A 21843-nucleotide genomic window follows, 5' to 3' on the forward strand; every position below is an offset into this window, starting at 1 on the left:
GCCACGTGAAGCGCCAACACGGTCACTGCCCCGCTTCGACGTCCAATAGCACTCNATCCCCCGNCCTACCAGCGCGCCAACGTCCAATAGCACTAGCCCCCCAAACCTGCCCACGATCCCGACCTATCTCATCACTCGACCTTGATCCCCGCATCCTTGATAACCTTACTCCACTTAGCAAGCTCAGCTTGTATGAACGCCCCGAACTCCTCCGGCGTACCCGGTTTGGGCTCCGCCCCTGCAGCCAGCATACTTTTGACGGTATCAGGATTGTTCAACACTTTCTGCATATCGGCGTTCACGCGCTTGACAATATCGGCAGGCGTACTTGAGGGCGCCAGCATGCCGCTCCAGGAATAGGCTTCGTAGCCGGGCACGCCCGACGACGCGATGGTGGGAATACCTGGGAACAACGCAGAAGGCTCGGGATTACCTACACCCAATGCACGAATTTTCCCGCCCGATAAATGCGGCATGGCGGATGGACCATCGGCGAACATGACCTGGACTTGTCCCCCAAGCAGGTCCTGCATCGCCGGCGCACTGCCACGATAAGGCACATGCTGCAGGCGCGTACCAGTCATGCTGTTAAAGAGTTCACCCGCGAGGTGAGTGCCACCGCCGGTGCCAGACGAGCCGAACGACAGCTTTCCTGGATTTTTCTTGGCATAGGCAATGAGTTCCTTGACACTTTTGACGGGCAAAGACTCATGCACAACCAGCACGATCGGAAATACCGCGCCCATACCCACAGGCACAAAATCCGCAGTGATGTCGTAGCTCAGGTTACCGCGCAGGCTGGGCAATACGGTGTGATGGATCGAAGCAAAGAAATAGTGATACCCATCCGCAGGAGCCTTGGCCGCGGCTTGCGCGCCGACGATGCCGCCCGCGCCCGCCTTGTTGTCCACGACCGTCGGCGTCTTCCACATCGCGCCCAGAGGCGTTGCGATGAAACGGGCTGTTGTATCGACCGGGCCACCGGCGGGGAATGGCACAATGAAATTGACGGGATGATCAGGCCACGAGGCAGCGCGAACAGAGAACGGCATAGTCGCGGCAGCGCAGGCTGCCCCCAGCCCCGCCAGCAGGCGGCGGCGTTGCGGATCGTGCATGAGTATGTCTCCGGTTTTTTGTCTGTGCGCACAAGCGCTGTGCCTTGTGCAGTGCTCGTATTATTTGCGCACAGGTGCCGGCTTGCCGATTCTTTTTTGCCGAAGCCCCTGTTCAGCAGCGGCAACCATCCGGCCGGGCGTCAGGCATTGCGCGCTGCCACCCGCACATGCTCGATGAAGTCTTCCACAAAACGCGGCAGATCGCGGCCGCGTTGCCGGCACAATAAACGGTCGCGCTGTGCCCAGGCGTCCTTCAGGCGCAGGACATGCAATGCCTGGGGCCGGCTGTAGCGCGCCGCGCAGGCCCTGGGCACTACGGCGATCCCAGCCCCTGCCTCGACCATGCGGCACACAGCCTCGAAACTGCCCACGTGTACCCGTTGACACAACCGTTTTCCCAAACCCAGCGCGATGTCCTCCAGGAAGGTCTGAATCGCACTGTTGGGATGAATGCCGACGAACTGATAGGCATCGATCACATCGACAAAATTGGCAGACTCCAGTTGCGCCAAGGGATGTTTCAATGATGTCACGACGGCCAGTTCATCACGGAACAGGGGCATCACGTCCAGCCCCTCGACATCGATATTGCCCGCCACGATCCCCAGGTCCGCCGTTCCGGCGCGAATGGCCAACACGATATCGCCGGAGATTTTTTCCTCCAGCTCGATATCCACATCCGGGTTTTCAGCCAGAAAGGTCGACATGGCATCGGCCAGAAAAGAATTCGTCGCCGTCGTGTTGGCGAGCAATCGTAACCGTCCCTTGATACCACTGGAATACGGCTGTAAATCGGCATTCAGGCACTCCAGCTGACGAAATACTGCGTGGGCGTGCTTGAGCAGGACTTCGCCCGCCGGCGTCAGGGCGACACCTGTCGCCTGGCGCACCAGCAATCGCGCCTTGAACGCTTCTTCCATGTTCTTGATGCGCGCACTGGCCGCAGGCAGCGACAGAAAGGTGCGCTCGGCCGCACGGGTCAGATTCAGGGTTTCGCCTACGTTCACGAATAAACGCAGATCGGTCAGGTCGTGTCTCATGTTCCGCCAAGCAAAAGGGGGGTGTCTTTAATTTTGAATTCCGCTGGCCCGACTTGAAATCTACCATGCACAGAGTCGGGTGTCCCAAACAGGCGTGCGATTCGCGTGCATCTGTCTAGCGAAGCGGCCCCAGCCCCAAAGGAGAATGGATTATGAGCGGTATGGTTGCAGGAAAAGTCGTCGTCGTCACCGGCGCGGGCGGCGGGATCGGGCGCAGTGTCGCCCTGGCGATGGCTGCGGCAGGCGCAAAAGTCGTGGTCAATGACATCGGGGTATCTCTGCAGGGCGAAGGCGGCGGGGACGGCCCCGCTCAGGCCGTGGTCAAGGAAATCCAGGCCGCCGGCGGACAAGCCTGCCCCAGCACAGACAGCGTCGCGAGCTACGAGGGCGCTCACAACATCATCAAGACAGCGGTCGATGCCTTTGGGCGCATTGATGCCGTGGTCAACAACGCAGGCAATCTGCGCGACCGCGTGTTTCACAAGATGAGTGAAGAAGAATGGCGCCAGGTGCTGGATGTGCATTTGAATGGCTCGTTCTACATGAGCCGTGCCGCGGCACCCTATTTTCGCGAACAGGAATCCGGCGCGCTGGTGCATATGACCTCGACATCCGGACTGATCGGCAATTTTGGGCAGGCCAACTATGCGGCAGCCAAGCTCGGCATCGTCGCACTGTCCAAGTCCATCGCGCTGGATATGGCACGCTATCACGTGCGATCAAATTGCATTGCACCATTTGCCTGGAGCCGCATGACCAGTTCCATTCCCGCAGAGACCGAAGCCGAAAAAGCCCGCGTCGAAAAGCTGAAAAAAATGGAAGCCGGCAAAGTTGCTCCTCTCGCGGTGTACCTGGTCAGCGACACCGCCAGCGAAGTGACGGCGCAGATTTTTGCCGTACGAGCCAATGAAATCATGCTGATGAGCCAGCCTCGCCCGCTGCGCACCGTGCACTACAGCGAAGGCTGGACCCCGGAATTGATTGGCGATATCGCGATTCCCGCGATGCGCAAACATTTCTATGCGCTGGAACGTTCGCCTGACGTCATCGACTGGGACCCCATCTGAGAGAGCCGCCATGCCCTTGGATTATCAAACCATCAAGAACTGGCAATTCGCCGACATCCACCACCGTTACGAGGACAAGGACACGATTCTGTACGCGCTGGGCATCGGTCTGGGGGCAGACCCCATGGACGCTGCGCAGTTGCGCTATGTCTATGAACAGGATCTTCAAACCATCCCCACCCTGGCCACCGTGCTGGGGCATCCCGGTTTCTGGATGAATGACCCTCGCACCGGGATCGATTGGGTCAGGCTGGTACACGGCGAACAGCGTCTGCAATTGCACGCGCCACTACCTGCCAGCGGTACCGTGATCGGCAAGAGCCGCATCACGCATGTCATCGATAAAGGCGCCGACAAGGGTGCGCTGGTGGTCACCGAACGCACGCTGCATGACGATCAAGGCCTGCATTTGGCGACCTTGCAGCAGATCACGTTCTGCCGTGGCGATGGCGGTTTTGGGCAGGGCGACGAAGCGCTGCCGCCCTTGCCCGCCGCGCCAGCACGCACGCCGGACCGATCGTGCCAACTATCGGTTGCCCCCAACGCAGCACTGCTGTACCGGCTGAATGCCGACCGCAACCCGCTGCATGCCGACCCTGCAGTCGCCAGCAAGGCCGGTTACCCGCAGCCTATTCTGCACGGCCTGTGTACCTACGGCATGGCGGCACACGCCATCATCAAGACCTGCTGCGACTACGACGCGTCGCGATTGACCGGTTTGAACGCCCGATTCTCGTCCCCCGTCTTCCCGGGCGAAACCTTGCAGTGCGACATATGGCAGGACACGAGCAATGCATTGCAATTCGTCGTGCGTGCCGTCGACCGAGACGTCGTGGTGATGAGCCACGGCACTGCCACGCTTTCTCCATAAACGCGGCTTGCCGCAACAAGGTTCTTATTGTCATGCAGCATCGTCCCCCGCCTCTGGAAGGCATCCGCGTACTCGATCTCAGCCGTATCCTGGCCGGCCCCTGGTGCACCCAGAACCTAGCGGATCTGGGTGCAGACGTGATCAAGGTCGAACGTCCCGCCACCGGTGACGACACGCGTCACTGGGGTCCACCCTATCTGAAAGACGGCCAAGGCAAGGACACGTCCGAGGCGGCCTACTATCTGAGCACCAATCGCAACAAACGCTCGCTGGAAGCCGATATCGCCAGCCCTGAAGGCGCGGCACTCATCCGCGAGCTCGTCACTCATTGCGACATTCTGGTCGAAAACTTCAAGGTCGGGGGCTTGCGCAAATACGACCTGGACTACGACAGCCTGAATGCCCTGAATCCACGCCTGATCTATTGCTCGGTCACTGGTTTTGGCCAGGACGGCCCCTGCGCCACATTGCCCGGCTACGATTTCATGATCCAGGGGCTGGGTGGCCTGATGAGCATTACCGGTGAGCGCGATGACCTGCCCGGCGGCGGTCCTCAGAAAGCGGGTGTGGCTGTCACAGACATCATCACGGGGATGTACGCTACGGTCGCCATTTTGGCAGCCATTCAAGAACGGCATCGCAGCGGCTTGGGCCAGCAGCTGGACATCGCGCTGCTGGATTGTCACGTCGCCATGCTGGCGAACCAGAACTCCAACTATTTCACGTCGGGTAATGCGCCAACGCGTGCAGGCAATGCCCATCAGAATGTCGTGCCCTATCAGGTCTTTGCCGCCAGCGACGGCCACCTGATCGTCGCAACAGGCAACGAATCGCAATACCGCGCCTATTGCAAAGCCATCGGCGTGCCCGAACTGGGGGACGATCCCCGCTTTGCGACGAATCGGTTGAGAGTCACCAATCGGGATGTTCTGGTCGCCCTGTTGAGCGACATCATGAAACAAGGTCCGCGCGACGAATGGATCAGCAAGCTGGAGGCTGCGGGCGTGCCTTGCGGCCCCATCAACAACATCGCGCAAACTTTTGCTCATCCGCAAGCACAAGCACGTCAACTGCGTCGAGAACTGCCGCACCCTTTGGGTGGCACGGCGTCCGTGACAGCCAGCCCGCTGCGGTTTTCCGCGTCGCCTGTGGTGTATCGCAATGCACCGCCCATGCTGGGCCAGCATACGCAGGAAATCCTGCAGGAGATCCTCGGTAAAACGGCTTGAACGCATTGACGATCCGATGACCGGGGAAAACCCGCGGTTAAGCAAATCCGAATAGTGCCGCCGATCCAGAATAGCTAGCATTTTTCGAGCCGTGAATCAGGTTGATCATGATGTTGCGGCACACAAAAAATCCTGACGCCGCATCTTGGCTTGCCGCTTTCCAAAGCAGCATTCGGCCTGCAGGCGGCTTTGAGGCAGAAAATCACGACATCTATCGTGGGAGACAACGCATGAAAAAGCTGCTTGCCGGTTTGGCCCTGTGCCAAGGCCTGTCCCTGACATCGCTGGCCACCGCGGCCGATCTGACGATAGGAGGCCTGCTGCCCATGAGCGGCAGCAACGCCGAATATGGACAGATATTCAGCTCGGGCGCCAACCTGGCCGTTGAACACATCAATGCGTCCAAGATGCTGTCCGGCAAGCTCTCCATCGTGTACGAAGACAGCCAGGCACTGCCCATGCAAGGCGTCATCGGCATGAACAAACTGGTCAACGTCGCAAAAGTGCCCTTCGTGCTGAGCGCGTTTACCGGCGTGTCCAAAGCCATCGCCCCCGTTGGCACGCGCAGCAAAACCGTGATGGTCAACGGCGGCGGTGTAGGCCCCGACCTGGCAGACCTGGGCGAGTACTTCTGGAACACGATTCCTCTGGCCAACTTCGAGGTACGCGCCATCGTGCCGTATCTGGTCAAAGATCGTCAGTTCAAGCGCATTGCCCTGATCTATGTCGACGATCCGTTGGGCCAAGCCGTCGTCAAGGAATTGGGCACAGAGCTAGGCAAAGCCGGAGGCGAATTGGCTGGCAGTTTCTCGGTACCTGCCACCTCGCAGCAGTTTTCAGGTATCGCTGCACGCGTGCGTGATGTCAAACCCGACGCGGTTTATATCGCCTCGTATGGCAGCCAGCAAGGGCAGATCGTCAAGCAACTGCGCGATAACGGCGTCACGCAGCAACTGGTCAGCTATTCTGCATTCGCCATTCCCTCGACGCTGTCCCTGCCCGAAGCCAAAGGCGCGATTTTCACCAGCCAGAAGGTGGACTGGGAGAAATCCGACGACATCACGCGCCGCATGCTGGACGACTATAAAAAGCAGTATGGCAAAGCCCCCAACATGTATGTCCTGAACTACTACAACGCCGTGCGCACCTTTGCCGTGCTGGCCGCAGCGCTGGAAAAAGCCGGTAAGCCCATCACTGGCGAGAACCTGCTGGCGCAGCGCAAGGCGACCCCCTCTTTTGATTTCGTGGGCGCCACCGTCTCGTTCGCGGATAACGGCACCATCAAGGCTCCTATCCAGATCAATGAGATCGGCGAGAACGGCACCAAGCCCATCGCCGACGCCGCGCCCTGACCCCGTCCCATAGAGAGGTGGCTATCGTATGTTGTTTGTCCAGCTCTTCATCAACGGGATACAGACAGGTGCCCTGTATGCCCTGATCGCGGCCGGGTTTTCGCTGATCTTCGGCACGACCCGGGTCTTTCACGTCGCCCACGGCGCCACATTCACGCTGGCAGGCTTTATTTTTTACGAGTGCTATACGGTGCTGGGCTGGATGTGGCCATTGGCTGCGGTGGCCGCGGGTCTGGCGGCGGCCTTGTTCGGCGTGTTGGTGGACCGCTATATCTACGCCGTCATCCAGCGGCACGAGGGTGCGTTTTTTACCGTGTTTGTCGCCTCGTTCGGCGTTGCGATCGTGGCACAGAATCTGATCACCATCGGGTTCGGCCGGGGTCTGGTGACTGTGCCCACGCCGTTGAGCAAGAGCGTGGAATGGCTGCCGGGATTGTATGTCGCCCCTATGGCAGGGGTCGCAGTGCTATGCGCCATCGTCGCATTCGGCCTGCTGCAGTGGCTGCTGACCCGCACCAATCTGGGCCTGGCGCTGCGGGCGTTAGGCGAAAATTCCGCCCTGGTACGCGTCTATGGCCTGACACCGCGGCGGCTGTCGCAATACGTGTTCCTGATCGGCTCATTACTGGCCGTGCCGGCAGCGATCCTGACGGCGACGACATCGGGCCTGAATCCCTCGATGGGACATCACATCATGCTGATCAGCATCGCGGCCACCATAGTAGGCGGCGTCGGCAGCCTGCGCGGTGCGGCCGTGGCGGGATTGCTGTTAGGCATGGCCGAGAATCTGTCGCTCGCCTGGATCGATCCGCAGTGGAGCGAGGCGGTCACTTTTGTCGTGCTGTTCCTTTTCATCCTGTTCCGCCCCGGCGGTGTATTCGGGCGCGCAGTGACGTCGTGACAGTGGCACGCCGTAATCATGGTCTGACGATTCATTCAACGGAGCATCCATGCTGGCTTATCTGCAAAACATTGCCGTGCTCTTCTGCGTGAATGCCATGTTGGCAGTCACACTCAACTTCATCATGGGCTATGCCGGCATTTTCTCCCTGGCGCATGCGATTTTTTTCGGGGTTGGCGCTTATACCGCAGCGAATGTGGCGATGCACTTCAGCGATTCGCTGTTGTTATGTACCGTCGCTGCCGTACTGGTGTCGGCCGTGCTGTCCATGGTCCTGGCCTTGCCGGCGTTACGCGTGCGGGGGGAATATTTTGTTGCCGCATCGCTGGGCCTGCAGGTCATCGGCGTCACGGTCTTTTCGGAATGGAAAGGCGTCACCGGCGGATTGGGGGGACTGGTGGGTATCCCCCCGCCCACGATTTTCGGCCACGCACTGAGCACGCCTGCCGAGTTCCTCGCCTTGGCCATCGCGGGGTTGATCGCCGTTTTACTCATCACCACCGCCCTGTTACGCGGCAGCTTTGGCCGCAGCTTGATGGCCATCCGCGATAGCGAATCCGCAGCGCAATCGGCGGGCAAATGGGTCGCCGCCATCAAAACCCTTTCTGTCGCCGTCTCTGCCGGATTGGCCGCCGTCGCTGGCGTCATCTACGCGTTCTACATGAGTTTCGTCAATGTCGAAGGATTCATGCTGGAAACCTCGATCCTGTTGATGGCCATGGTCATTATTGGCGGCACAGGCACCGTGTTTGGCCCCATCATTGGTACCGCGCTGTTGATGGTGCTGCCTGCCGCGTTGACGTATCTGCCCTTCCTGCCGCCTGCGGAACTCGGCACGATACAGCAGATCGTGTATGGCGCAGTCATGGTGTTGTTGATGATGTATCGCCCAGGCGGATTGGTGGGCGGACGCCGCAAAGGGGGCCAAGCATGAGTGCCGCCATGTCTGCATCCACGCAGTCATCCGAACATGCGATGAGCACGGCATCCTCTCCTGCCCTGCTGCAATTACAGGGACTGTCCAAGCGATTCGGCGGCCTGCAAGCCATCACCGATGTATCGATGGACCTGCCCGCGGGCCTCATTACGACGCTGGTCGGCCCGAACGGCGCGGGCAAGACCACGCTCTTTAACATGATCACGGGACACTTGGTACCGAGCGCCGGGACCGTCTATCTGCACGGCAAGCCGCTCGACAAGCTGGCGCCGTGGCAGATCGCCCGCCTCGGCGTCGGCCGGACGTTTCAGGACTTGCGGCTCTTTACTCAGATGAGCGTGATGGAGAACGTCACGACCGTCACCGAACGCAGCAGCTGGTTGTGGCAGCACCGCACAGATCCCCAACGTATTGAATCCATTTTGAACGAGTCCGGACTCTGGAATAAACGGCACGAGCGCGCGGCGGATCTGGCGTATGCCGAGCGCAAATTCCTGAGCCTGGCGCGCTTGATGGCCAGTGGCGCATCGCTCTGGCTGCTGGACGAACCGGCCTCGGGCCTGGACCCGCGCTCCTTTGATCGTTTCGTCGCCTTGCTGCGCGACTATGCTACGCGCGGCATCACCATTTGCATCATCGAGCACAATCTGGATCTGGTGACGCAGCTGTCTGATCAATTGGCCTTTTTGGATCAGGGCAAATTGCTGGCGTGCGGCGATCCGGCAGCCATTCTGCAGGATCCCGCCTTGGCTGCGATTTACTTCGGAGAGCGAGCATGAGTGCCTCCCCCCCGATCCTGGAAACCCGCGGCTTGCGTGCAGGCTATGGCGAGCGGCCCGTTCTCGAAGGCATCGATGTGCATCTGCATGCCAACGAAGTGCTCTGCCTGATCGGACACAACGGCGCGGGCAAATCCACGTTGCTCAAGACTTTATTCGGCCTGCTGGACCCGGAAGATGGCCAGGTGCTGTTGGACGGGACGCCCATGCATAGACCCGACGCACGCCGTCTGACGGATGCGGGCATCTCCATGGTGCCCGAAGGGCGCGGCATTTTCCCGGGGCTGACCGTCGCCGAGACCATGCGGTTGGGGCTATGGTCCGCAGGCGTTCCGAAGGGCGAACACGCGGCACGGTTGGATTGGGTCATGCAAGTCCTGCCCGCCTTGCGCAAGTTCTACAGCCAACGCGCCGGCACGCTCTCTGGCGGCCAACAACAGATGGTGTCGTTAGGCCGCGCCCTGCTCAGCCAACCGCGCTGCCTGTTGTTGGACGAGCCCTCGATTGGACTGGCGCCCAAGCTGTTTCAAGACTTGATGGGTCCGATTCGCGCGCTGCAACAGCAACGCGGCATGGCCATCTTGATCGTTGAACAGAATGTCCGCGAGGCCTTGAAAATCGCCGATCGCGTCATCGTCATGAAATCGGGCACCCTGATCCGCGCTGGCGTACCCGCCGATTTTTCCGACAATGCCAGTCTGATGGAACTGTATTGATGTCTGCCGCTGACACGCCAGCGCCTGTACGCCTGGCCGATTTATATATTCCGCATTTACAGGCCCGCCCTGACGACATCGCGCTGATCGACGAGGCCGGCCCTCTGAGCTATCGCGAATTCGATGCGTTGTGCCTGCGCACTGCGCAGTGGCTGGCGGCGCAGGGTATTCGGGCCGGCGACTGCGTAGCAGTATGGCTGGTCAACCGCCGGGAATGGCTGGCGCTGCTATTCGGTCTCGCCCGGTTGGATGCCACATTGGTCGCCATCAACACGCGCTATCGCAGCAGTGAGCTCGAGTACATTCTGACGCGCTCCAAAGCGCGCATGCTGCTGATGCAGCCTTCGTTTCGGAAAATCGACTTTCCCGAGGTCCTGGCAGACATCGCGCCCGATGCGCTGCCGGATCTCGAGTGTATTGCGTTACTCGATGCCCCCACTGATACACCGGATACGGTGCTGGACCGGCGCACCGTGGCGTTTTCACCCGATGCGCCAACACGGTTTCTGCAAACGCCAGATATCGCTAGCGGAGCATCCCAACCATCGCATCCGGTGATCCTGTTCACCACATCGGGCACCACCAAGGGCCCCAAACTGGTGATGCATAGCGCTGCAACCCTCTATGCACACAGCACCTGCGTCGCCGATGCATACGGGTTTCACGAAGCCGGCACGCGATTGCTGGCTGCATTGCCGCTGTGCGGCGTGTTCGGCCTGAACGGTGTGTTGGCGGCGCTACGGGCGGGTGCGCCCGTCATCATGATGGATCTGTTCGATGCGCCGCGGGCTGCACAGACCTTGCGTGACGAACGCATCACGCATTTGTTCGGCAGCGACGAAATGCTGCGGCGTATTGCCGACGAAGCCGCGGAAACGCGGCCCTTTCCCCATGCCCGGGTATTCGGATTCGCCTCTTTCAGCCCAGGGGCTGCCGCACTCGTTGATTCCCTGCAGCAACGCGGTTTTCCGTTGCAAGGGTTATACGGTTCTAGCGAGGTACAAGCGCTATTCTCTCTGCAAGATGCCGACTTGCCGGTCGAGGAGCGGGCCCTGGGAGGCGGCAGGCCAGCCGCAGACCAGGCGGCTCATCTGCGCATTCGTCATCCCGATACCGGCGACTTATGTCCATTGGGCGAGCCCGGTGAAATAGAAATCCGTGCGCCCGGTAATTTCCTGGGTTATCTGGACAATCCGGAGGCGACCGCCCAGGCCATGACAGACGACGGATACTTTCGCACCGGAGACCTGGGCTACCTGCGCCCGGACGGCAGCTTTGTTTATCTCGCACGCATGGGCGACACGCTGCGGCTCGGCGGTTATCTGGTTGATCCTGCAGAAATCGAACATGCGCTAGCCCAACAGCCGGGCGTGCGCAATGCGCAAGTCGTCGGCATCTCGCTGGACGGCCAGCCCCGCGCAGCGGCCTTTGTGATCGCGGCCCCGGAGATCACAGCAGAGGATTTGCTCACATCATTGCGCACATCGCTGGCGCCTTTCAAAATCCCCGCGCGGTTGTGGCTGGTCGATACCTTTCCCACCGCAGCCAGCGCCAACGGCTTCAAGATTCAACGAGCGAGATTACGCCAAATGGCCGAAGAGCGACTGCACCTGGAGATGCGTTAACCGGGTCTTTCCGGGTATCCCAGGAACGACTTTTGACGAATTCCTTTGAGGCAACCGATGCACGACACTTCTTTATATTTCGAGGACTTCCACCCAGGCCAGACATTCGAAAGCGGCGGCCGCACACTGACCGAAGCCGACCTGACCATGTTTTCCATGGTATCCGGCGACTGGAATCCCATCCATGCCGATGCCGTCTATGCTGCCAGCACGCGCTATGGCCAACGATTGATACACGGTACGCTGGGCATTGCCATCGCGACCGGCATGATGCATGAACTGGGCATCTTTCACCGCTCGGTCGTTGCGATGCTGTCGCTGCGCGAATGGAAATTCGTCAAGCCTATCTTTGTCGGCGACACGCTGCATCTGGTGCTGGATATTCTGGCGGTCAACCCCGGCACCAGCACACGCGTGGGCGCGATTGACCGGCGTCTGCGGCTGGTGAATCAGAACGGCGAAACTGTACAGGATGGCAGCAGCGAGGTGCTGGTCCTCAAGAAGAAAAACTAAACGCCTGACCGCGGCCACCACCTGCAGCCCGTTCATGATCGTGCTGCGCCGCTAGGCGATGCATCACACGGAGAGCGTCACAATCCAAAGCGGGAAAACAGGCAGATTCACTCCTGTTTTCCCTGTCAACGCTCATTCCGTGACATTCGCCTCAACCAGTTTGGCCAGTTGCAGCAGCGATTCCTGCCATCCCAGATAGCACATTTCGGCGGGAATCATTTCTGGAATTCCCTCCTGCACGATATTCAGCTCGGTCCCGCACACGACCTGTTTCAGTGAAACCGTAACAGTCATTTCGCCGGGCAAATCGGCATTATCAAAGCTGTCCGTATAACGAATTTTCTCAAAGGGCACCAACTCCAGATATTCTCCGCCGAACGACTCGCTCTTACCCGTGCCGAAATTGCGGAAAGACATCTTGTGCGTGCCGCCGACCCGGGCATCGAGGTGATGCACCTCGCAGGTATATCCGTAGGGGGGCAGCCATTTAGCAGCAGCATCGGGCTCGAGAAAGGCTCGATAGACGCGCTCGGGGGTAGCACGCAAGACACGGTGTAGGCGAACGGTTCCGGTTGTCATGATGAGAGCTCCTTAGGGTTAACGCCCCCGCCGCGCCTGTGGCGGTGGTTCAAAACGGGGGATGTACTCCTACGACGAATCAGCTTTCCACAAATCGACAACGATCAGACTAGAGAAAACCCTGATCTGCCATGGCTCCAAGGCATAGTTGCCCAACGCAACCCCCTACCTGACAATAAGCTGACGCGTCACAGACGTGTCACGAAACCGCCCCACAATCCGGTGAACTGTTCAAAAATGGATCATCCGGGATCATGAAGAAACTACTGAGCGTCACGTTGATCGGCCTGGCCTGGGCCGCCGTCGCCCCCGCCACCGCCGCCGAATGCCCACATGGTGAGCTCGACAAGAAATTCTGCGACGCCAACGGCGACATGGTTGCCGACGCCCCCGCCAATCCCAAAGAATGGGTGGATCCCTCGACGCTGATTTTTGCCTACACCCCCGTCGAAGACCCGGAGGTCTATCGTAGCGTGTGGGACGATTTCCTGCGCCACATGGAAAAGACCACAGGCAAAAAGGTCCAGTTTTTCCCCGTGCAGTCCAATGCCGCGCAGCTCGAAGCCATGCGCGCCGGCCGCCTGCACGTCGCGGGCTTTAACACAGGCAGCAATCCGCTGGCCGTGAACTGCGCGGGCTTTGTGCCGTTCACCATGATGGCGGACAAACAAGGCGCCTACGGCTACGAGATGGAAATCATCGTCCCGGCCGATAGCAGCGCTCAAAAAATCGAGGATCTGAAAGGCAAGACGATCGCCTTCACCTCGCAGACGTCGAACTCGGGCTACAAAGCCCCCTCGGCCTTGCTGGCCAGCACCTACCACATGCAGGCAGACAAGGATTACAAGCCCGCGTTCTCGGGCAAGCATGACAACTCGGTCATCGGCGTTGCCAACAAGGATTACGACGCAGCAGCGGTGGCAAACTCGGTGATGAACCGCATGATCGCGCGCAACGCCGTGGACAAGACCAAGATCCGCAGCATCTACAAATCGCAGTCGTTCCCCACGACGGGCTACGGCTATGTCTATAACCTCAAGCCCGAACTGGCCGAGAAAGTCCGCGAATCGTTCACGACGTTCAACTGGGAAGGCACTGCGCTCCTGAAGGAATTCGGCAAGGCCGAACCCGCTCAGGAAGCCTTTATTCCCATTACGTACAAAGAACACTGGGCAGTCGTGCGCGAGATCGACAAGGCCATGAACGTGTCGTACACGTGCCAGTGAGCGGGCATTGTGCAATGACAGTCAGCGTTATGCGAGGCATCGGATGATACATGGCCGCGCCGACACCGATGCGCCTATGCTGGAGCTGCAAGGACTCGTCAAACGCTATCCCACTGGCGATCTGGCGTTGGATCACGTAGACCTGAACGTCCCCCGCGGACAGGTCCTGGCGTTGATCGGCCCATCCGGGGCAGGCAAAAGCACGTTGATCCGCTGCATCAACCGGCTGGTGGAGCCGTCAGGCGGCGATGTGCGCCTCGACGGCCGCAGCCTGCCCACGCAATCCGCACGCGAACTGCGGCGCACGCGCCGCCAGTTGGGCATGATTTTTCAAGAGTACGCATTAGTCGAACGCCTGACCGTCATGGAAAACGTATTGTCAGGCCGGCTCGGCTACACAGGATTCTGGCGCAGTTGGGCGCGCCGCTATCCGCAGGCTGATCTGGAGCAGGCGTTTTATTTACTGGACCGTGTAGGACTCACGGGCTTTGAAAACAAGCGTGCCGACGCATTGTCAGGCGGTCAACGGCAACGTGTCGGGATCGCACGCGCGCTGATGCAGGATCCACTGCTGTTGCTGGTAGATGAACCCACCGCCAGCCTGGACCCCAAGACCTCGCGTCAAATCATGCGGCTATTGTGCGAGATATGCCGTGAACGGGGCCTGTCGGCCATCATCAACATTCACGACGTGGCGCTGGCCACGCAATTTTCGGATCGCATCGTCGGGTTGCGCAAGGGACGCCTCGTTTATGACGGCCAGCCTGCCGGCCTCGTGCCGCAGGTATTGACCGACATCTACGGCATGGAAGACTGGCACGATGCGGGGTCCGAACACGATGCCGACGCCACGAGCGATGCCAGTGAGACACTGGCGGGGACGGCGTCGCTGCACGTCACGGCGGCGCCATCCGATACCGCCTCGTCCTCCCCGCGCAGCGATACGTTGTGCACGGCGCGGGCGACAGCATGAGCCCCGTGACGGCTAACGCCGCCTATTGCCCAACGCACGCCCAGGCAACCAGGACGCGTACGCAATGCGGCATAAACGTCGCAGCCGTTAGACAGTACGGAACCACCATCGCATCAGCACGATGAACACAACAACAGCATGGCGCAAGCCGCCATTCATCCGCTCCGCTCGCATGCGCATCCTGTTGTGGGTGCTTGCAGGGCTGTATCTCATCACCGCGCTGAATTCCGTCGCTATCGATTGGAGCCGCGTCGCCGAAGGATTGACACGCGGCTGGCGTTTTATCGCCGCCTTCGCGCACCCTGACTTTGTCAGTCGATGGCGCGAGATCAGCGAAGGCCTGATCGAAAGTCTCGCCATGACCATGACGTCAACGGCCCTGGGCGTATTGCTCAGCATCCCGATCGGCCTGGGCGCGGCGCGCAATATCAGCCCCACGCCGGTCTACGCCGTATGCCGCGGATTCATCGCGATTTCACGCGCCTTTCCCGAATTGATCATCGCCATTTTGCTGGTGAAAATGTTCGGCTTTGGGCCGTTGGCAGGCATGCTGACATTGACCATCGCCTCGATGGGTTTCCTCGGCAAGCTCCTTGCCGAGGAAATCGAAACGGCCGACCGATCGCAACTCGAGGCCATCCGCGCCACTGGCGCCGCATGGCCGCAATGGATAGTCTATGCCGTACAGCCGCAGGTCATGCCACGCCTGATCGGCCTGTCCATCTATCGTCTGGACATCAATTTCCGCGAAGCCGCCATCATCGGCATCGTCGGCGCGGGCGGTATCGGCGCGACGCTGAACACCTCATTCGATCGTTATGAATTCGAAACCGCCGCCGCCATCCTCCTGCTCATCATCGCCATCGTGATGCTGTGCGAATACGCATCGAGTCATGTGCGCAGGAGATTCCTGTGAGCACGCATAGCATTCGGTGGCGCCGCCAAACGCCCGCGCAGCAGCGCTGGTCGTGGCTGGTCTGGATGATCGGCGCGTTGGTTTTCGTCGTCAGTTGGAAGCAGGTATCGGACAACACGATCTGGGACTTTGCCTGGGATGCGCCGGTAGCGGGCTGGGACATGGTTTCGCGCATGTGGCCACCTCGCTGGAGCTATCTGCCGCAACTGTGGCAGCCCTTGTGGGATACGCTGAATATTGCCACGCTGGGCACAGCAATTGGCACATTGATAGCAATACCGATCGCATTCGCCGCCGCGCGCAATACGACACCCAGCCGCGCCCTGCTGCGCCCGCTAGCCTTGGCTATCATCGTCGCCTCGCGGTCAATCAACTCATTGATCTGGGCGATGCTGCTGGTCACGGTAGTCGGCCCTGGCGTATTGGCTGGCATCATTGCCATCGCCCTGCGTTCCGTGGGCTTCATCGGAAAACTCCTGTACGAAGCCATCGAAGAAATCGACGCCCGCCAGGTCGAGGCCATCACGGCCACCGGCGCCACATCACCACAAATCCTGGCCTATGGCGTCGTGCCCCAGGTCCTGCCCTCTCTGGTGAGCACCACGGTCTATCGCTGGGACATCAACATCCGCGAATCCACCGTGCTCGGCATTGTCGGCGCAGGCGGCATAGGCCTGCCGCTGGCCGCATCGGTAGACACGCTCGCCTGGCCGCAGGTCACCGTCATTTTCGCGGCCATACTCGGCACAGTGTTCCTGGCCGAATGGGTATCCCGCAAAGTACGGGCAGCATTAATCTGAGGTGGTGCTGACACAGCTTTCACACTCGGCTTCACATTAATCACCAGTGCGGGACGCTTAGCTGCGAGACGGCAATACGTTTGCGCCAATAGCACACGCGTCTGTGGGCTTTACGGCGTTACCAGAATATGCGTCAGTACATGATTAATATAGTAGTTGCTGCGACCAATCCTTTGTTTTTTCAGAAAGCCCGTTTCCGCCAGCACATCCAGATACTTGGTGGCCGTTAGCCTGGACACATGTAAATCGTTCTGCAAAAACTCAATTTTCGTGTACGGGTGCATGAACAAGCTATTGATGAGATCCTGGCTATAAAACTTGTGCTGCTCACGAATGCGATGCTTGTAATCCAACAACGCATCACGAATGGCAATCACAGTTTTTACCGTCTGCTGTGCTGTTTGCTCCACAGCTTCCAGCATGTAAAGCACCCAATCCTCCCAAGCATCGCGGTCACGTACGGCTTGTAGCAAGCGATAGTAGTCACTTTTGGTTTGCACGATATGGCGGCTCAAATACAGCACCGGAATGTCAAGCAAACCCTCTTTGACCAGATACAGCACATTCAAAATGCGCCCGGTACGTCCGTTACCATCGTAGAACGGGTGAATGCTCTCGAATTGGTGGTGAATTAGCGCCATTTTGATGAGCGGGTCCACCGATACGGCCTCGGGATCATTGATGGCTCGTTCCAGGTCGCGCATCAGCGCCACAATAGTGTCCGGCTCCTGGGGTGGGGTGTACACCGTATCGCCCGCACCGTCTTTAAGCGCCGTACCAGGTAATTTTCGAAAGCCTGCATGATTACGCTCCAGCTCTCTCTGGATTTCCACCAAGTGATTGGCTGTCAACAGGCCCGTGTCCTTGACTAGCCTAAAGCCGGTATACAGAGCTTGCCGATAGCTCAACACTTCCTTGCTAGTCGCAGACATCTGCGCTTCAAGTGAGACATCGTCTTTAAACAGTTCATCATGCGTGGTCACGATGTTCTCAACTTCCGAACTATCCTTGGCCTCCTGCAAACCCAAGGTGTTGATGAGAATGCCTTGATTAGGAATTGACGCCGCGATGCCCTTGAGTTCGGCTAGCTGACGGCTACTGCTGGCCAGCTTTTTCAGAATTGGCGTAGTATCAAAACGGCTGGGGCGCAGGGTTACAAGGCTGTCCATGGCTGCCACATGTATAGAAAACGTCAATTTTTATACATATCCGAGCAGACATGTATAAAAAAACGTATTTCGTACACAAGTCCGGACTACCTTACCACCTCAGGTGTGCATAGCAAGCCACACTTTCCTATGCATAAGCTGTGCCGGAAGAGTTCAAGCATCATTGATATCAAACCTCAAACCGTGACCGAATCCCTCTTCAACCCCATTAACCGCGACCGCAACCAGAACTCCTTGCTCTGGCTGTTCGACACACTCGAGCGCGACGCGGGCTATATGCGGCGGCAGATGTTCGGCTGTCAGGCGGCCTACTTGGATGGCCGGTTGTATCTCGTTGTCGCTGACAAAGGCGATCCCTGGGACGGCCTGCTGGTCTGCACGTCACAGGAACAGCATGCCGGGCTGATGCAGGAGATGCCGGCGTTGCGCCCGCATGCCGTCCTGGGAAAATGGCTATATGTGCCACAAGACGATCCCGAGTTCGAATCGATAGCGGAAAAGCTGGTGGCCCTGGCGCTGGCACGCGATTCGCGCTTTGGTGTCGAACCCAAACCGCGCAAACGCAAACAGCGCCTATTTACCTGAGCCGCCTCACCGGGCACGACCGCGCGCTTTGCACGGCCGCGCTCTGGCTTGGCGAAGCTCTGCAATCAATCCCACACGGGGGCCAAACCCTCAGGACTGACTTCGCGGCCATTACGCTCCAATGCAGCGATTTGCGCCATGTCGTCTGCGTCCAGCTTCAGATCACGTGCGAGCAGATTGCTGGCCAGGTTTTCGCGTTTGGTCGAGGATGGAATTACGGCATATCCCAGATGCAGGGCCCAGGCCAACGCCACTTGCGCTACGGTCGCCTGATGCTTGTCCGCAATTTTTGCCAGCACCGGGTCTTTCAGCACCTTGCCATAGGCCAGCGTCATGTACGAGGTCACGGTGATGCCCTGCTCCTTGAGAAAGGCCGTCAGCTTGTGATTCTGCAGATAGGGGCTCAACTCGATCTGGTTGGTGGCGATCTCGCCCTTGCCCACCACATCAATAGCCTGCTTGGTCAGCTCGATATTGAAATTCGAGATACCGATCTGGCGGGTCAGCCCCAGCGATTTGGCCTCGGCCAGGGCCTCCATGTATTCCGGCAGCGCCACGCCGTTGCCCGGCGCGGGCCAGTGGATCAAGGTCAGATCGACATGATCGGTGCGCAGTTTTTCCAGGCTTTCGCGCAGGCTGGGCACGAGTTTGGACTTGGCGTAGTTGTCGGTCCAGATCTTCGTGGTCACGAACAAGTCGGCACGTTTGACGCCGCTATCGGCGATAGCTTTGCCGACTTCGGCTTCATTGCCGTAGATCTGCGCCGTATCGACTGCGCGATAGCCTACATCGAGTGCATTGCGGACCGAATCAATCACGGTCTGGCCAGTCAGGCGAAAGGTGCCAACACCAAAAGAAGGAATACTCATGAAAATCTCCGATTCAAATTAAAAGCGATAAGGGGACGGTTGGCGCTTGCTCACGCGCAGTGCGCTACACGGCGGCGGCTCGCGCCGCTCAGCCAGACCAGTCCCAGGCCACCTGCCGCCAAGGCGGCGCCCGCCAACGGCACTGCGGCATAACCCAACCCTTGGCTGATGACAACGCCGCCCAACGCGGCGCCCACCGCATTACCCAAATTAAAGGCGCCGATGTTCACCGACGAGGCCAGGCCCGGCGCCTGGGCAGCCGCCTGCATCACGCGCATCTGCACCGGCGGCACGATGCCGAAGGCGGCCGCGCCCCACACCACCAATCCGATCGCCGTGCCCACATGCGTCGTCATCAACCACGGCAGTATGGCCATGACAATCGCCAGCGTCGCGAGGATCAGCTTCGTCGCGCCGTCGAGCGACCAGTCAGCCAACCGGCCACCCAACGTATTGCCAACCGTAAAGCCTACGCCAATCAACACCAGCGCAAAAGCCACGAATCCAGGGCTGGCATGGGTAATGTCGGCCAACACCGGGGCAACATAGGTGTACAGCGTGAACATGGCGCCCGCGCCCAACACGGTCGTGCTCATGGCCAGCAGCACCTCGGGGCGCGTCAGCACCTTCAGTTCGCGGCGCACTTCGGGGCGCTTGCCCGGCTCGCCTTTAGGCAATGCCACCCACAATGCGGCAATAGTGATCAGGCCCAACACGGCCGTGCCGGCGAAAGACATGCGCCAACCGACTTGCTGCCCGATCCAGGTCGCCGCCGGCACGCCGCCGATATTGGCTACCGTCAGGCCCATGAACATGGCTGCAATGGCACTGGCCTGTTTCTCTCTAGGCACAACGCTCGCCGCGACCACTGCACCGAGTCCGAAGAATGCGCCGTGGTTGAGGCTCGTGATCAGGCGTGACAGCAACAGCGTCGTATAGCCCGGCGCAAACGCCGACAACAGATTGCCGATGGTGAAGATGAGCATCAGCGACATCAGCGCCGTACGTTTGCCAAAGCGGCTGAACAGCAGGGTCATGATCGGCGCACCGATCATCACGCCCACGGCGTAGGCCGAAACCAACATGCCGGCGGTGGGGATACTGACCTGCACGCCGTCGGCGATGACCGGTAACAGGCCCATGGGCGAGAACTCGGTCGTGCCAATGGCGAATGCGCCAGTGGCCAACGCGAGCAAAGCAGCTGAGGATTTCATCTCGGCCGTTCCTTGAATCAATAGGGTGAAAATGGGGAGTAATGCCTGCGAGGACGAATTCACGATGTCATGCGTTCGGTCTCTCGATGGGATGCAGTATGCCGGTTTAATATTTGCAGATTAAGCCTAGTATCGATCAAAGATATTTGATTTAATATCAACAATGAAAACCACACTCGACGAATTGCAGGCCTTTATAGCGGTGGTGGACACGGGGACGATCACTGCCGCATCCGAGGCGCTCGGGCTGACGATTTCGGCCACCAGCCGCACGCTGGGCCGCCTCGAAGAAAAGCTGCAAACCACCCTGCTGCGCCGGACTACCCGGCGGCTGGAGCTGACCGAGGAAGGCGCGGCATTCCTGCAACACGCCCGCGCCATCCTGGCCTCGGTGGACGAGGCCGAGGAACAGATGGCCGCGCGGCGCATGCGCCCGGCCGGGCGGCTACGGGTCGATGCGGCCACCCCCTTCATGCTGCATGTCCTCGTGCCGCTGATCGCAGGCTTTCGTGAACGCTACCCCGAGGTGGAACTGGAACTGACCTCGAACGAAGGCTTTATTGATTTGATCGAAAAACGCACAGACGTGGCGTTTCGTATTGGCGCCCTCAAAGACTCCACCCTGCATGCGCGCCTGGTGGGTACCAGCCACCTACGGCTGCTCGCCAGCCCTGGCTATCTCAAGCGTCACGGCACACCGACCGAGCCTGGGCAACTTGAACAGCACGCGCTACTGGGATTCACACAACCCGAATCCCTGAATGACTGGCCGTTACGCAATACGGACGGCAACACCCTACACATCAAACCAACGATCGCATCCTCCAGCGGGGAAACCCTGCGACGCATGGCGTTGGAGGGGTTGGGCATCGTCTGCCTGTCGAATTTCATGTCGGGCGAGGACCGCCGCAAAGGCGATCTGGTGCAAGTCCTATCCAAGCATACGCTCGAGGTGCGCCAATCGATCAACGCGGTCTACTATCGCAACACCACGGTGGCCGCACGGATTACGTGCTTTGTGGACTACGTGATCGAGGTTCTGGGCAAACGCGCCTACGCCTGAACGCACGCAGGCCGCCCCAAGGTAAAAACGCCCCCTCGGGGATGAGCCCGGACACGGGGCAGTCCCCTGCGGACTGTTCCGTGCCTGGCGAATCCGAGCGGCGTGCCAGCCGCGAGGTGGACAAGCAAGCCGAAGGTGCAGCGTGGGGGCATTTTTTATCGCTGTTGGTGTTGGCGGCGTTTGCTGCTCTTGATTGTCTCTATGGAGGCGTCCCTGCCGCGTGCCTGGGCGTGGCGCCGGGCCTATCGCACGGACTCGGCCCATGACCAGGGGCCTCGGTCCGCTGCGCGGACTAAATCCGTGC

General features: G+C 59.6%; 23 protein-coding genes. 17 read left to right on the plus strand and 6 right to left on the minus strand.

The annotated features are described in order from the left end of the window. Positions 1-131: 131 nt before the first annotated feature. Both ACNA0J_RS28520 and ACNA0J_RS28525 read right to left on the minus strand, forming a co-directional pair. Positions 132-1115 (minus strand): Bug family tripartite tricarboxylate transporter substrate binding protein, encoded by a 984-nt coding sequence (locus ACNA0J_RS28520; RefSeq protein WP_415822352.1) that lies wholly within the window; start codon positions 1113-1115, stop codon positions 132-134. 140 nt (positions 1116-1255) lie between these two features. After that, positions 1256-2155: a LysR family transcriptional regulator gene (locus ACNA0J_RS28525; RefSeq protein WP_415822353.1), complete on the minus strand. Its 900-nt coding sequence runs from the start codon at positions 2153-2155 to the stop codon at positions 1256-1258. Between the two features lie 152 nt (positions 2156-2307). Between ACNA0J_RS28525 and ACNA0J_RS28530 the strand changes: the two genes are divergently transcribed. The 10 genes from ACNA0J_RS28530 to ACNA0J_RS28575 all read left to right on the plus strand — a co-directional run bounded on the left by ACNA0J_RS28530 (position 2308) and on the right by ACNA0J_RS28575 (position 12145). Beyond that, the gene (locus tag ACNA0J_RS28530) at positions 2308-3222 is read left to right on the plus strand and encodes an SDR family NAD(P)-dependent oxidoreductase (RefSeq protein WP_415822354.1); all 915 of its coding nucleotides are present in this window, start codon (positions 2308-2310) and stop codon (positions 3220-3222) included. 10 nt (positions 3223-3232) lie between these two features. Beyond that, positions 3233-4093, plus strand: coding sequence for a MaoC/PaaZ C-terminal domain-containing protein (locus ACNA0J_RS28535; protein ID WP_415822355.1), 861 nt, complete (start codon positions 3233-3235; stop codon positions 4091-4093). Between the two features lie 32 nt (positions 4094-4125). Further along, on the plus strand, positions 4126-5322 hold the full coding sequence (locus ACNA0J_RS28540; RefSeq protein ID WP_415822356.1) for a CaiB/BaiF CoA transferase family protein: 1197 nt from the start codon (positions 4126-4128) through the stop codon (positions 5320-5322). Positions 5323-5552: 230 nt separating this feature from the next. Continuing rightward, positions 5553-6674: an ABC transporter substrate-binding protein gene (locus ACNA0J_RS28545; RefSeq protein WP_415822358.1), complete on the plus strand. Its 1122-nt coding sequence runs from the start codon at positions 5553-5555 to the stop codon at positions 6672-6674. A 28-nt stretch (positions 6675-6702) separates the two neighbouring features. Beyond that, a complete protein-coding gene (locus ACNA0J_RS28550) occupies positions 6703-7575 on the plus strand; it encodes a branched-chain amino acid ABC transporter permease (RefSeq protein ID WP_415822359.1) in 873 nt (290 codons plus the stop codon). A 49-nt stretch (positions 7576-7624) separates the two neighbouring features. Beyond that, positions 7625-8509: a branched-chain amino acid ABC transporter permease gene (locus tag ACNA0J_RS28555; protein ID WP_415822360.1), complete on the plus strand. Its 885-nt coding sequence runs from the start codon at positions 7625-7627 to the stop codon at positions 8507-8509. A gap of 8 nt (positions 8510-8517) precedes the next feature. Then, positions 8518-9291, plus strand: a complete 774-nt coding sequence (locus ACNA0J_RS28560; protein ID WP_415822361.1) for an ABC transporter ATP-binding protein — start codon at positions 8518-8520, stop codon at positions 9289-9291. Continuing rightward, positions 9288-10007: an ABC transporter ATP-binding protein gene (locus ACNA0J_RS28565; RefSeq protein ID WP_415822363.1), complete on the plus strand. Its 720-nt coding sequence runs from the start codon at positions 9288-9290 to the stop codon at positions 10005-10007. The genes ACNA0J_RS28560 and ACNA0J_RS28565 overlap by 4 nt, the downstream gene beginning before the upstream one ends. Then, positions 10007-11632 (plus strand): AMP-binding protein, encoded by a 1626-nt coding sequence (locus tag ACNA0J_RS28570; RefSeq protein WP_415822364.1) that lies wholly within the window; start codon positions 10007-10009, stop codon positions 11630-11632. The genes ACNA0J_RS28565 and ACNA0J_RS28570 overlap by 1 nt, the downstream gene beginning before the upstream one ends. A 57-nt stretch (positions 11633-11689) precedes the next feature. Then, positions 11690-12145: a MaoC/PaaZ C-terminal domain-containing protein gene (locus ACNA0J_RS28575; RefSeq protein ID WP_415822365.1), complete on the plus strand. Its 456-nt coding sequence runs from the start codon at positions 11690-11692 to the stop codon at positions 12143-12145. Positions 12146-12277: 132 nt separating this feature from the next. Here the strand turns inward: ACNA0J_RS28575 and ACNA0J_RS28580 are convergent, their stop codons facing one another. Next, on the minus strand, positions 12278-12724 hold the full coding sequence (locus tag ACNA0J_RS28580) for an SRPBCC family protein (protein WP_415822367.1): 447 nt from the start codon (positions 12722-12724) through the stop codon (positions 12278-12280). Between the two features lie 254 nt (positions 12725-12978). Between ACNA0J_RS28580 and phnD the strand changes: the two genes are divergently transcribed. From phnD to phnE (ACNA0J_RS28600), 4 genes are all read left to right on the plus strand, one after another. After that, positions 12979-13950 (plus strand): phosphate/phosphite/phosphonate ABC transporter substrate-binding protein, encoded by a 972-nt coding sequence (gene phnD / locus ACNA0J_RS28585; protein ID WP_415822368.1) that lies wholly within the window; start codon positions 12979-12981, stop codon positions 13948-13950. 76 nt (positions 13951-14026) lie between these two features. After that, the gene (gene phnC / locus ACNA0J_RS28590) at positions 14027-14923 is read left to right on the plus strand and encodes a phosphonate ABC transporter ATP-binding protein (protein WP_415822384.1); all 897 of its coding nucleotides are present in this window, start codon (positions 14027-14029) and stop codon (positions 14921-14923) included. Positions 14924-15044: 121 nt separating this feature from the next. Continuing rightward, a complete protein-coding gene (gene phnE, locus ACNA0J_RS28595; protein ID WP_415822370.1) occupies positions 15045-15839 on the plus strand; it encodes a phosphonate ABC transporter, permease protein PhnE in 795 nt (264 codons plus the stop codon). Continuing rightward, positions 15836-16639 carry a phosphonate ABC transporter, permease protein PhnE gene (phnE, locus tag ACNA0J_RS28600; RefSeq protein WP_415822372.1) on the plus strand — a complete coding sequence of 268 codons (804 nt, stop codon included), beginning with the start codon at positions 15836-15838 and terminating at the stop codon, positions 16637-16639. Before phnE (ACNA0J_RS28595) ends, phnE (ACNA0J_RS28600) begins: the two co-directional genes overlap by 4 nt. Before the next feature lie 110 nt (positions 16640-16749). On the opposite strand, the gene ACNA0J_RS28605 is transcribed toward phnE (ACNA0J_RS28600), so the two are convergent. After that, complete coding sequence (locus tag ACNA0J_RS28605) at positions 16750-17808, minus strand: Fic family protein (RefSeq protein WP_415822374.1); 1059 nt, start codon at positions 17806-17808, stop codon at positions 16750-16752. Positions 17809-17991: 183 nt separating this feature from the next. On the opposite strand from ACNA0J_RS28605, the gene ACNA0J_RS28610 reads away from it, so the two are divergent. Further along, positions 17992-18393: a hypothetical protein gene (locus tag ACNA0J_RS28610; RefSeq protein ID WP_415822376.1), complete on the plus strand. Its 402-nt coding sequence runs from the start codon at positions 17992-17994 to the stop codon at positions 18391-18393. 65 nt (positions 18394-18458) lie between these two features. Here ACNA0J_RS28610 and dkgB read toward each other — a convergent pair whose 3' ends face one another. Then, positions 18459-19262 carry a 2,5-didehydrogluconate reductase DkgB gene (gene dkgB / locus ACNA0J_RS28615; RefSeq protein WP_415822377.1) on the minus strand — a complete coding sequence of 268 codons (804 nt, stop codon included), beginning with the start codon at positions 19260-19262 and terminating at the stop codon, positions 18459-18461. A gap of 50 nt (positions 19263-19312) precedes the next feature. After that, positions 19313-20476, minus strand: coding sequence for an MFS transporter (locus ACNA0J_RS28620; protein ID WP_415822379.1), 1164 nt, complete (start codon positions 20474-20476; stop codon positions 19313-19315). A gap of 163 nt (positions 20477-20639) precedes the next feature. Here ACNA0J_RS28620 and ACNA0J_RS28625 point away from each other — a divergent pair, with 163 nt between their 5' ends. Next, positions 20640-21539, plus strand: coding sequence for a LysR substrate-binding domain-containing protein (locus ACNA0J_RS28625; RefSeq protein ID WP_415822380.1), 900 nt, complete (start codon positions 20640-20642; stop codon positions 21537-21539). Between the two features lie 80 nt (positions 21540-21619). Then, positions 21620-21805: a hypothetical protein gene (locus ACNA0J_RS28630; RefSeq protein WP_415822382.1), complete on the plus strand. Its 186-nt coding sequence runs from the start codon at positions 21620-21622 to the stop codon at positions 21803-21805. Positions 21806-21843: the final 38 nt, after the last annotated feature.

The sequence above is a fragment of the Bordetella tumbae genome (assembly GCF_965139195.1).
Lineage (GTDB): Bacteria > Pseudomonadota > Gammaproteobacteria > Burkholderiales > Burkholderiaceae_B > Bordetella_A > Bordetella_A tumbae.

Bases quoted from the DNA above. Each gene is read 5' to 3' on its own strand.
- ACNA0J_RS28520 (WP_415822352.1), bottom strand. From the start codon at position 1,115: ATGCACGATCCGCAACGCCGCCGCCTGCTGGCGGGGCTGGGGGCAGCC.
- ACNA0J_RS28525 (WP_415822353.1), bottom strand. From the start codon at position 2,155: ATGAGACACGACCTGACCGATCTGCGTTTATTCGTGAACGTAGGCGAA.
- ACNA0J_RS28530 (WP_415822354.1), top strand. From the start codon at position 2,308: ATGAGCGGTATGGTTGCAGGAAAAGTCGTCGTCGTCACCGGCGCGGGC.
- ACNA0J_RS28535 (WP_415822355.1), top strand. From the start codon at position 3,233: ATGCCCTTGGATTATCAAACCATCAAGAACTGGCAATTCGCCGACATC.
- ACNA0J_RS28540 (WP_415822356.1), top strand. From the start codon at position 4,126: ATGCAGCATCGTCCCCCGCCTCTGGAAGGCATCCGCGTACTCGATCTC.
- ACNA0J_RS28545 (WP_415822358.1), top strand. From the start codon at position 5,553: ATGAAAAAGCTGCTTGCCGGTTTGGCCCTGTGCCAAGGCCTGTCCCTG.
- ACNA0J_RS28550 (WP_415822359.1), top strand. From the start codon at position 6,703: ATGTTGTTTGTCCAGCTCTTCATCAACGGGATACAGACAGGTGCCCTG.
- ACNA0J_RS28555 (WP_415822360.1), top strand. From the start codon at position 7,625: ATGCTGGCTTATCTGCAAAACATTGCCGTGCTCTTCTGCGTGAATGCC.
- ACNA0J_RS28560 (WP_415822361.1), top strand. From the start codon at position 8,518: ATGTCTGCATCCACGCAGTCATCCGAACATGCGATGAGCACGGCATCC.
- ACNA0J_RS28565 (WP_415822363.1), top strand. From the start codon at position 9,288: ATGAGTGCCTCCCCCCCGATCCTGGAAACCCGCGGCTTGCGTGCAGGC.
- ACNA0J_RS28570 (WP_415822364.1), top strand. From the start codon at position 10,007: ATGTCTGCCGCTGACACGCCAGCGCCTGTACGCCTGGCCGATTTATAT.
- ACNA0J_RS28575 (WP_415822365.1), top strand. From the start codon at position 11,690: ATGCACGACACTTCTTTATATTTCGAGGACTTCCACCCAGGCCAGACA.
- ACNA0J_RS28580 (WP_415822367.1), bottom strand. From the start codon at position 12,724: ATGACAACCGGAACCGTTCGCCTACACCGTGTCTTGCGTGCTACCCCC.
- phnD (WP_415822368.1), top strand. From the start codon at position 12,979: ATGAAGAAACTACTGAGCGTCACGTTGATCGGCCTGGCCTGGGCCGCC.
- phnC (WP_415822384.1), top strand. From the start codon at position 14,027: ATGCTGGAGCTGCAAGGACTCGTCAAACGCTATCCCACTGGCGATCTG.
- phnE (WP_415822370.1), top strand. From the start codon at position 15,045: ATGAACACAACAACAGCATGGCGCAAGCCGCCATTCATCCGCTCCGCT.
- ACNA0J_RS28605 (WP_415822374.1), bottom strand. From the start codon at position 17,808: ATGGACAGCCTTGTAACCCTGCGCCCCAGCCGTTTTGATACTACGCCA.
- dkgB (WP_415822377.1), bottom strand. From the start codon at position 19,262: ATGAGTATTCCTTCTTTTGGTGTTGGCACCTTTCGCCTGACTGGCCAG.
- ACNA0J_RS28620 (WP_415822379.1), bottom strand. From the start codon at position 20,476: ATGAAATCCTCAGCTGCTTTGCTCGCGTTGGCCACTGGCGCATTCGCC.
- ACNA0J_RS28625 (WP_415822380.1), top strand. From the start codon at position 20,640: ATGAAAACCACACTCGACGAATTGCAGGCCTTTATAGCGGTGGTGGAC.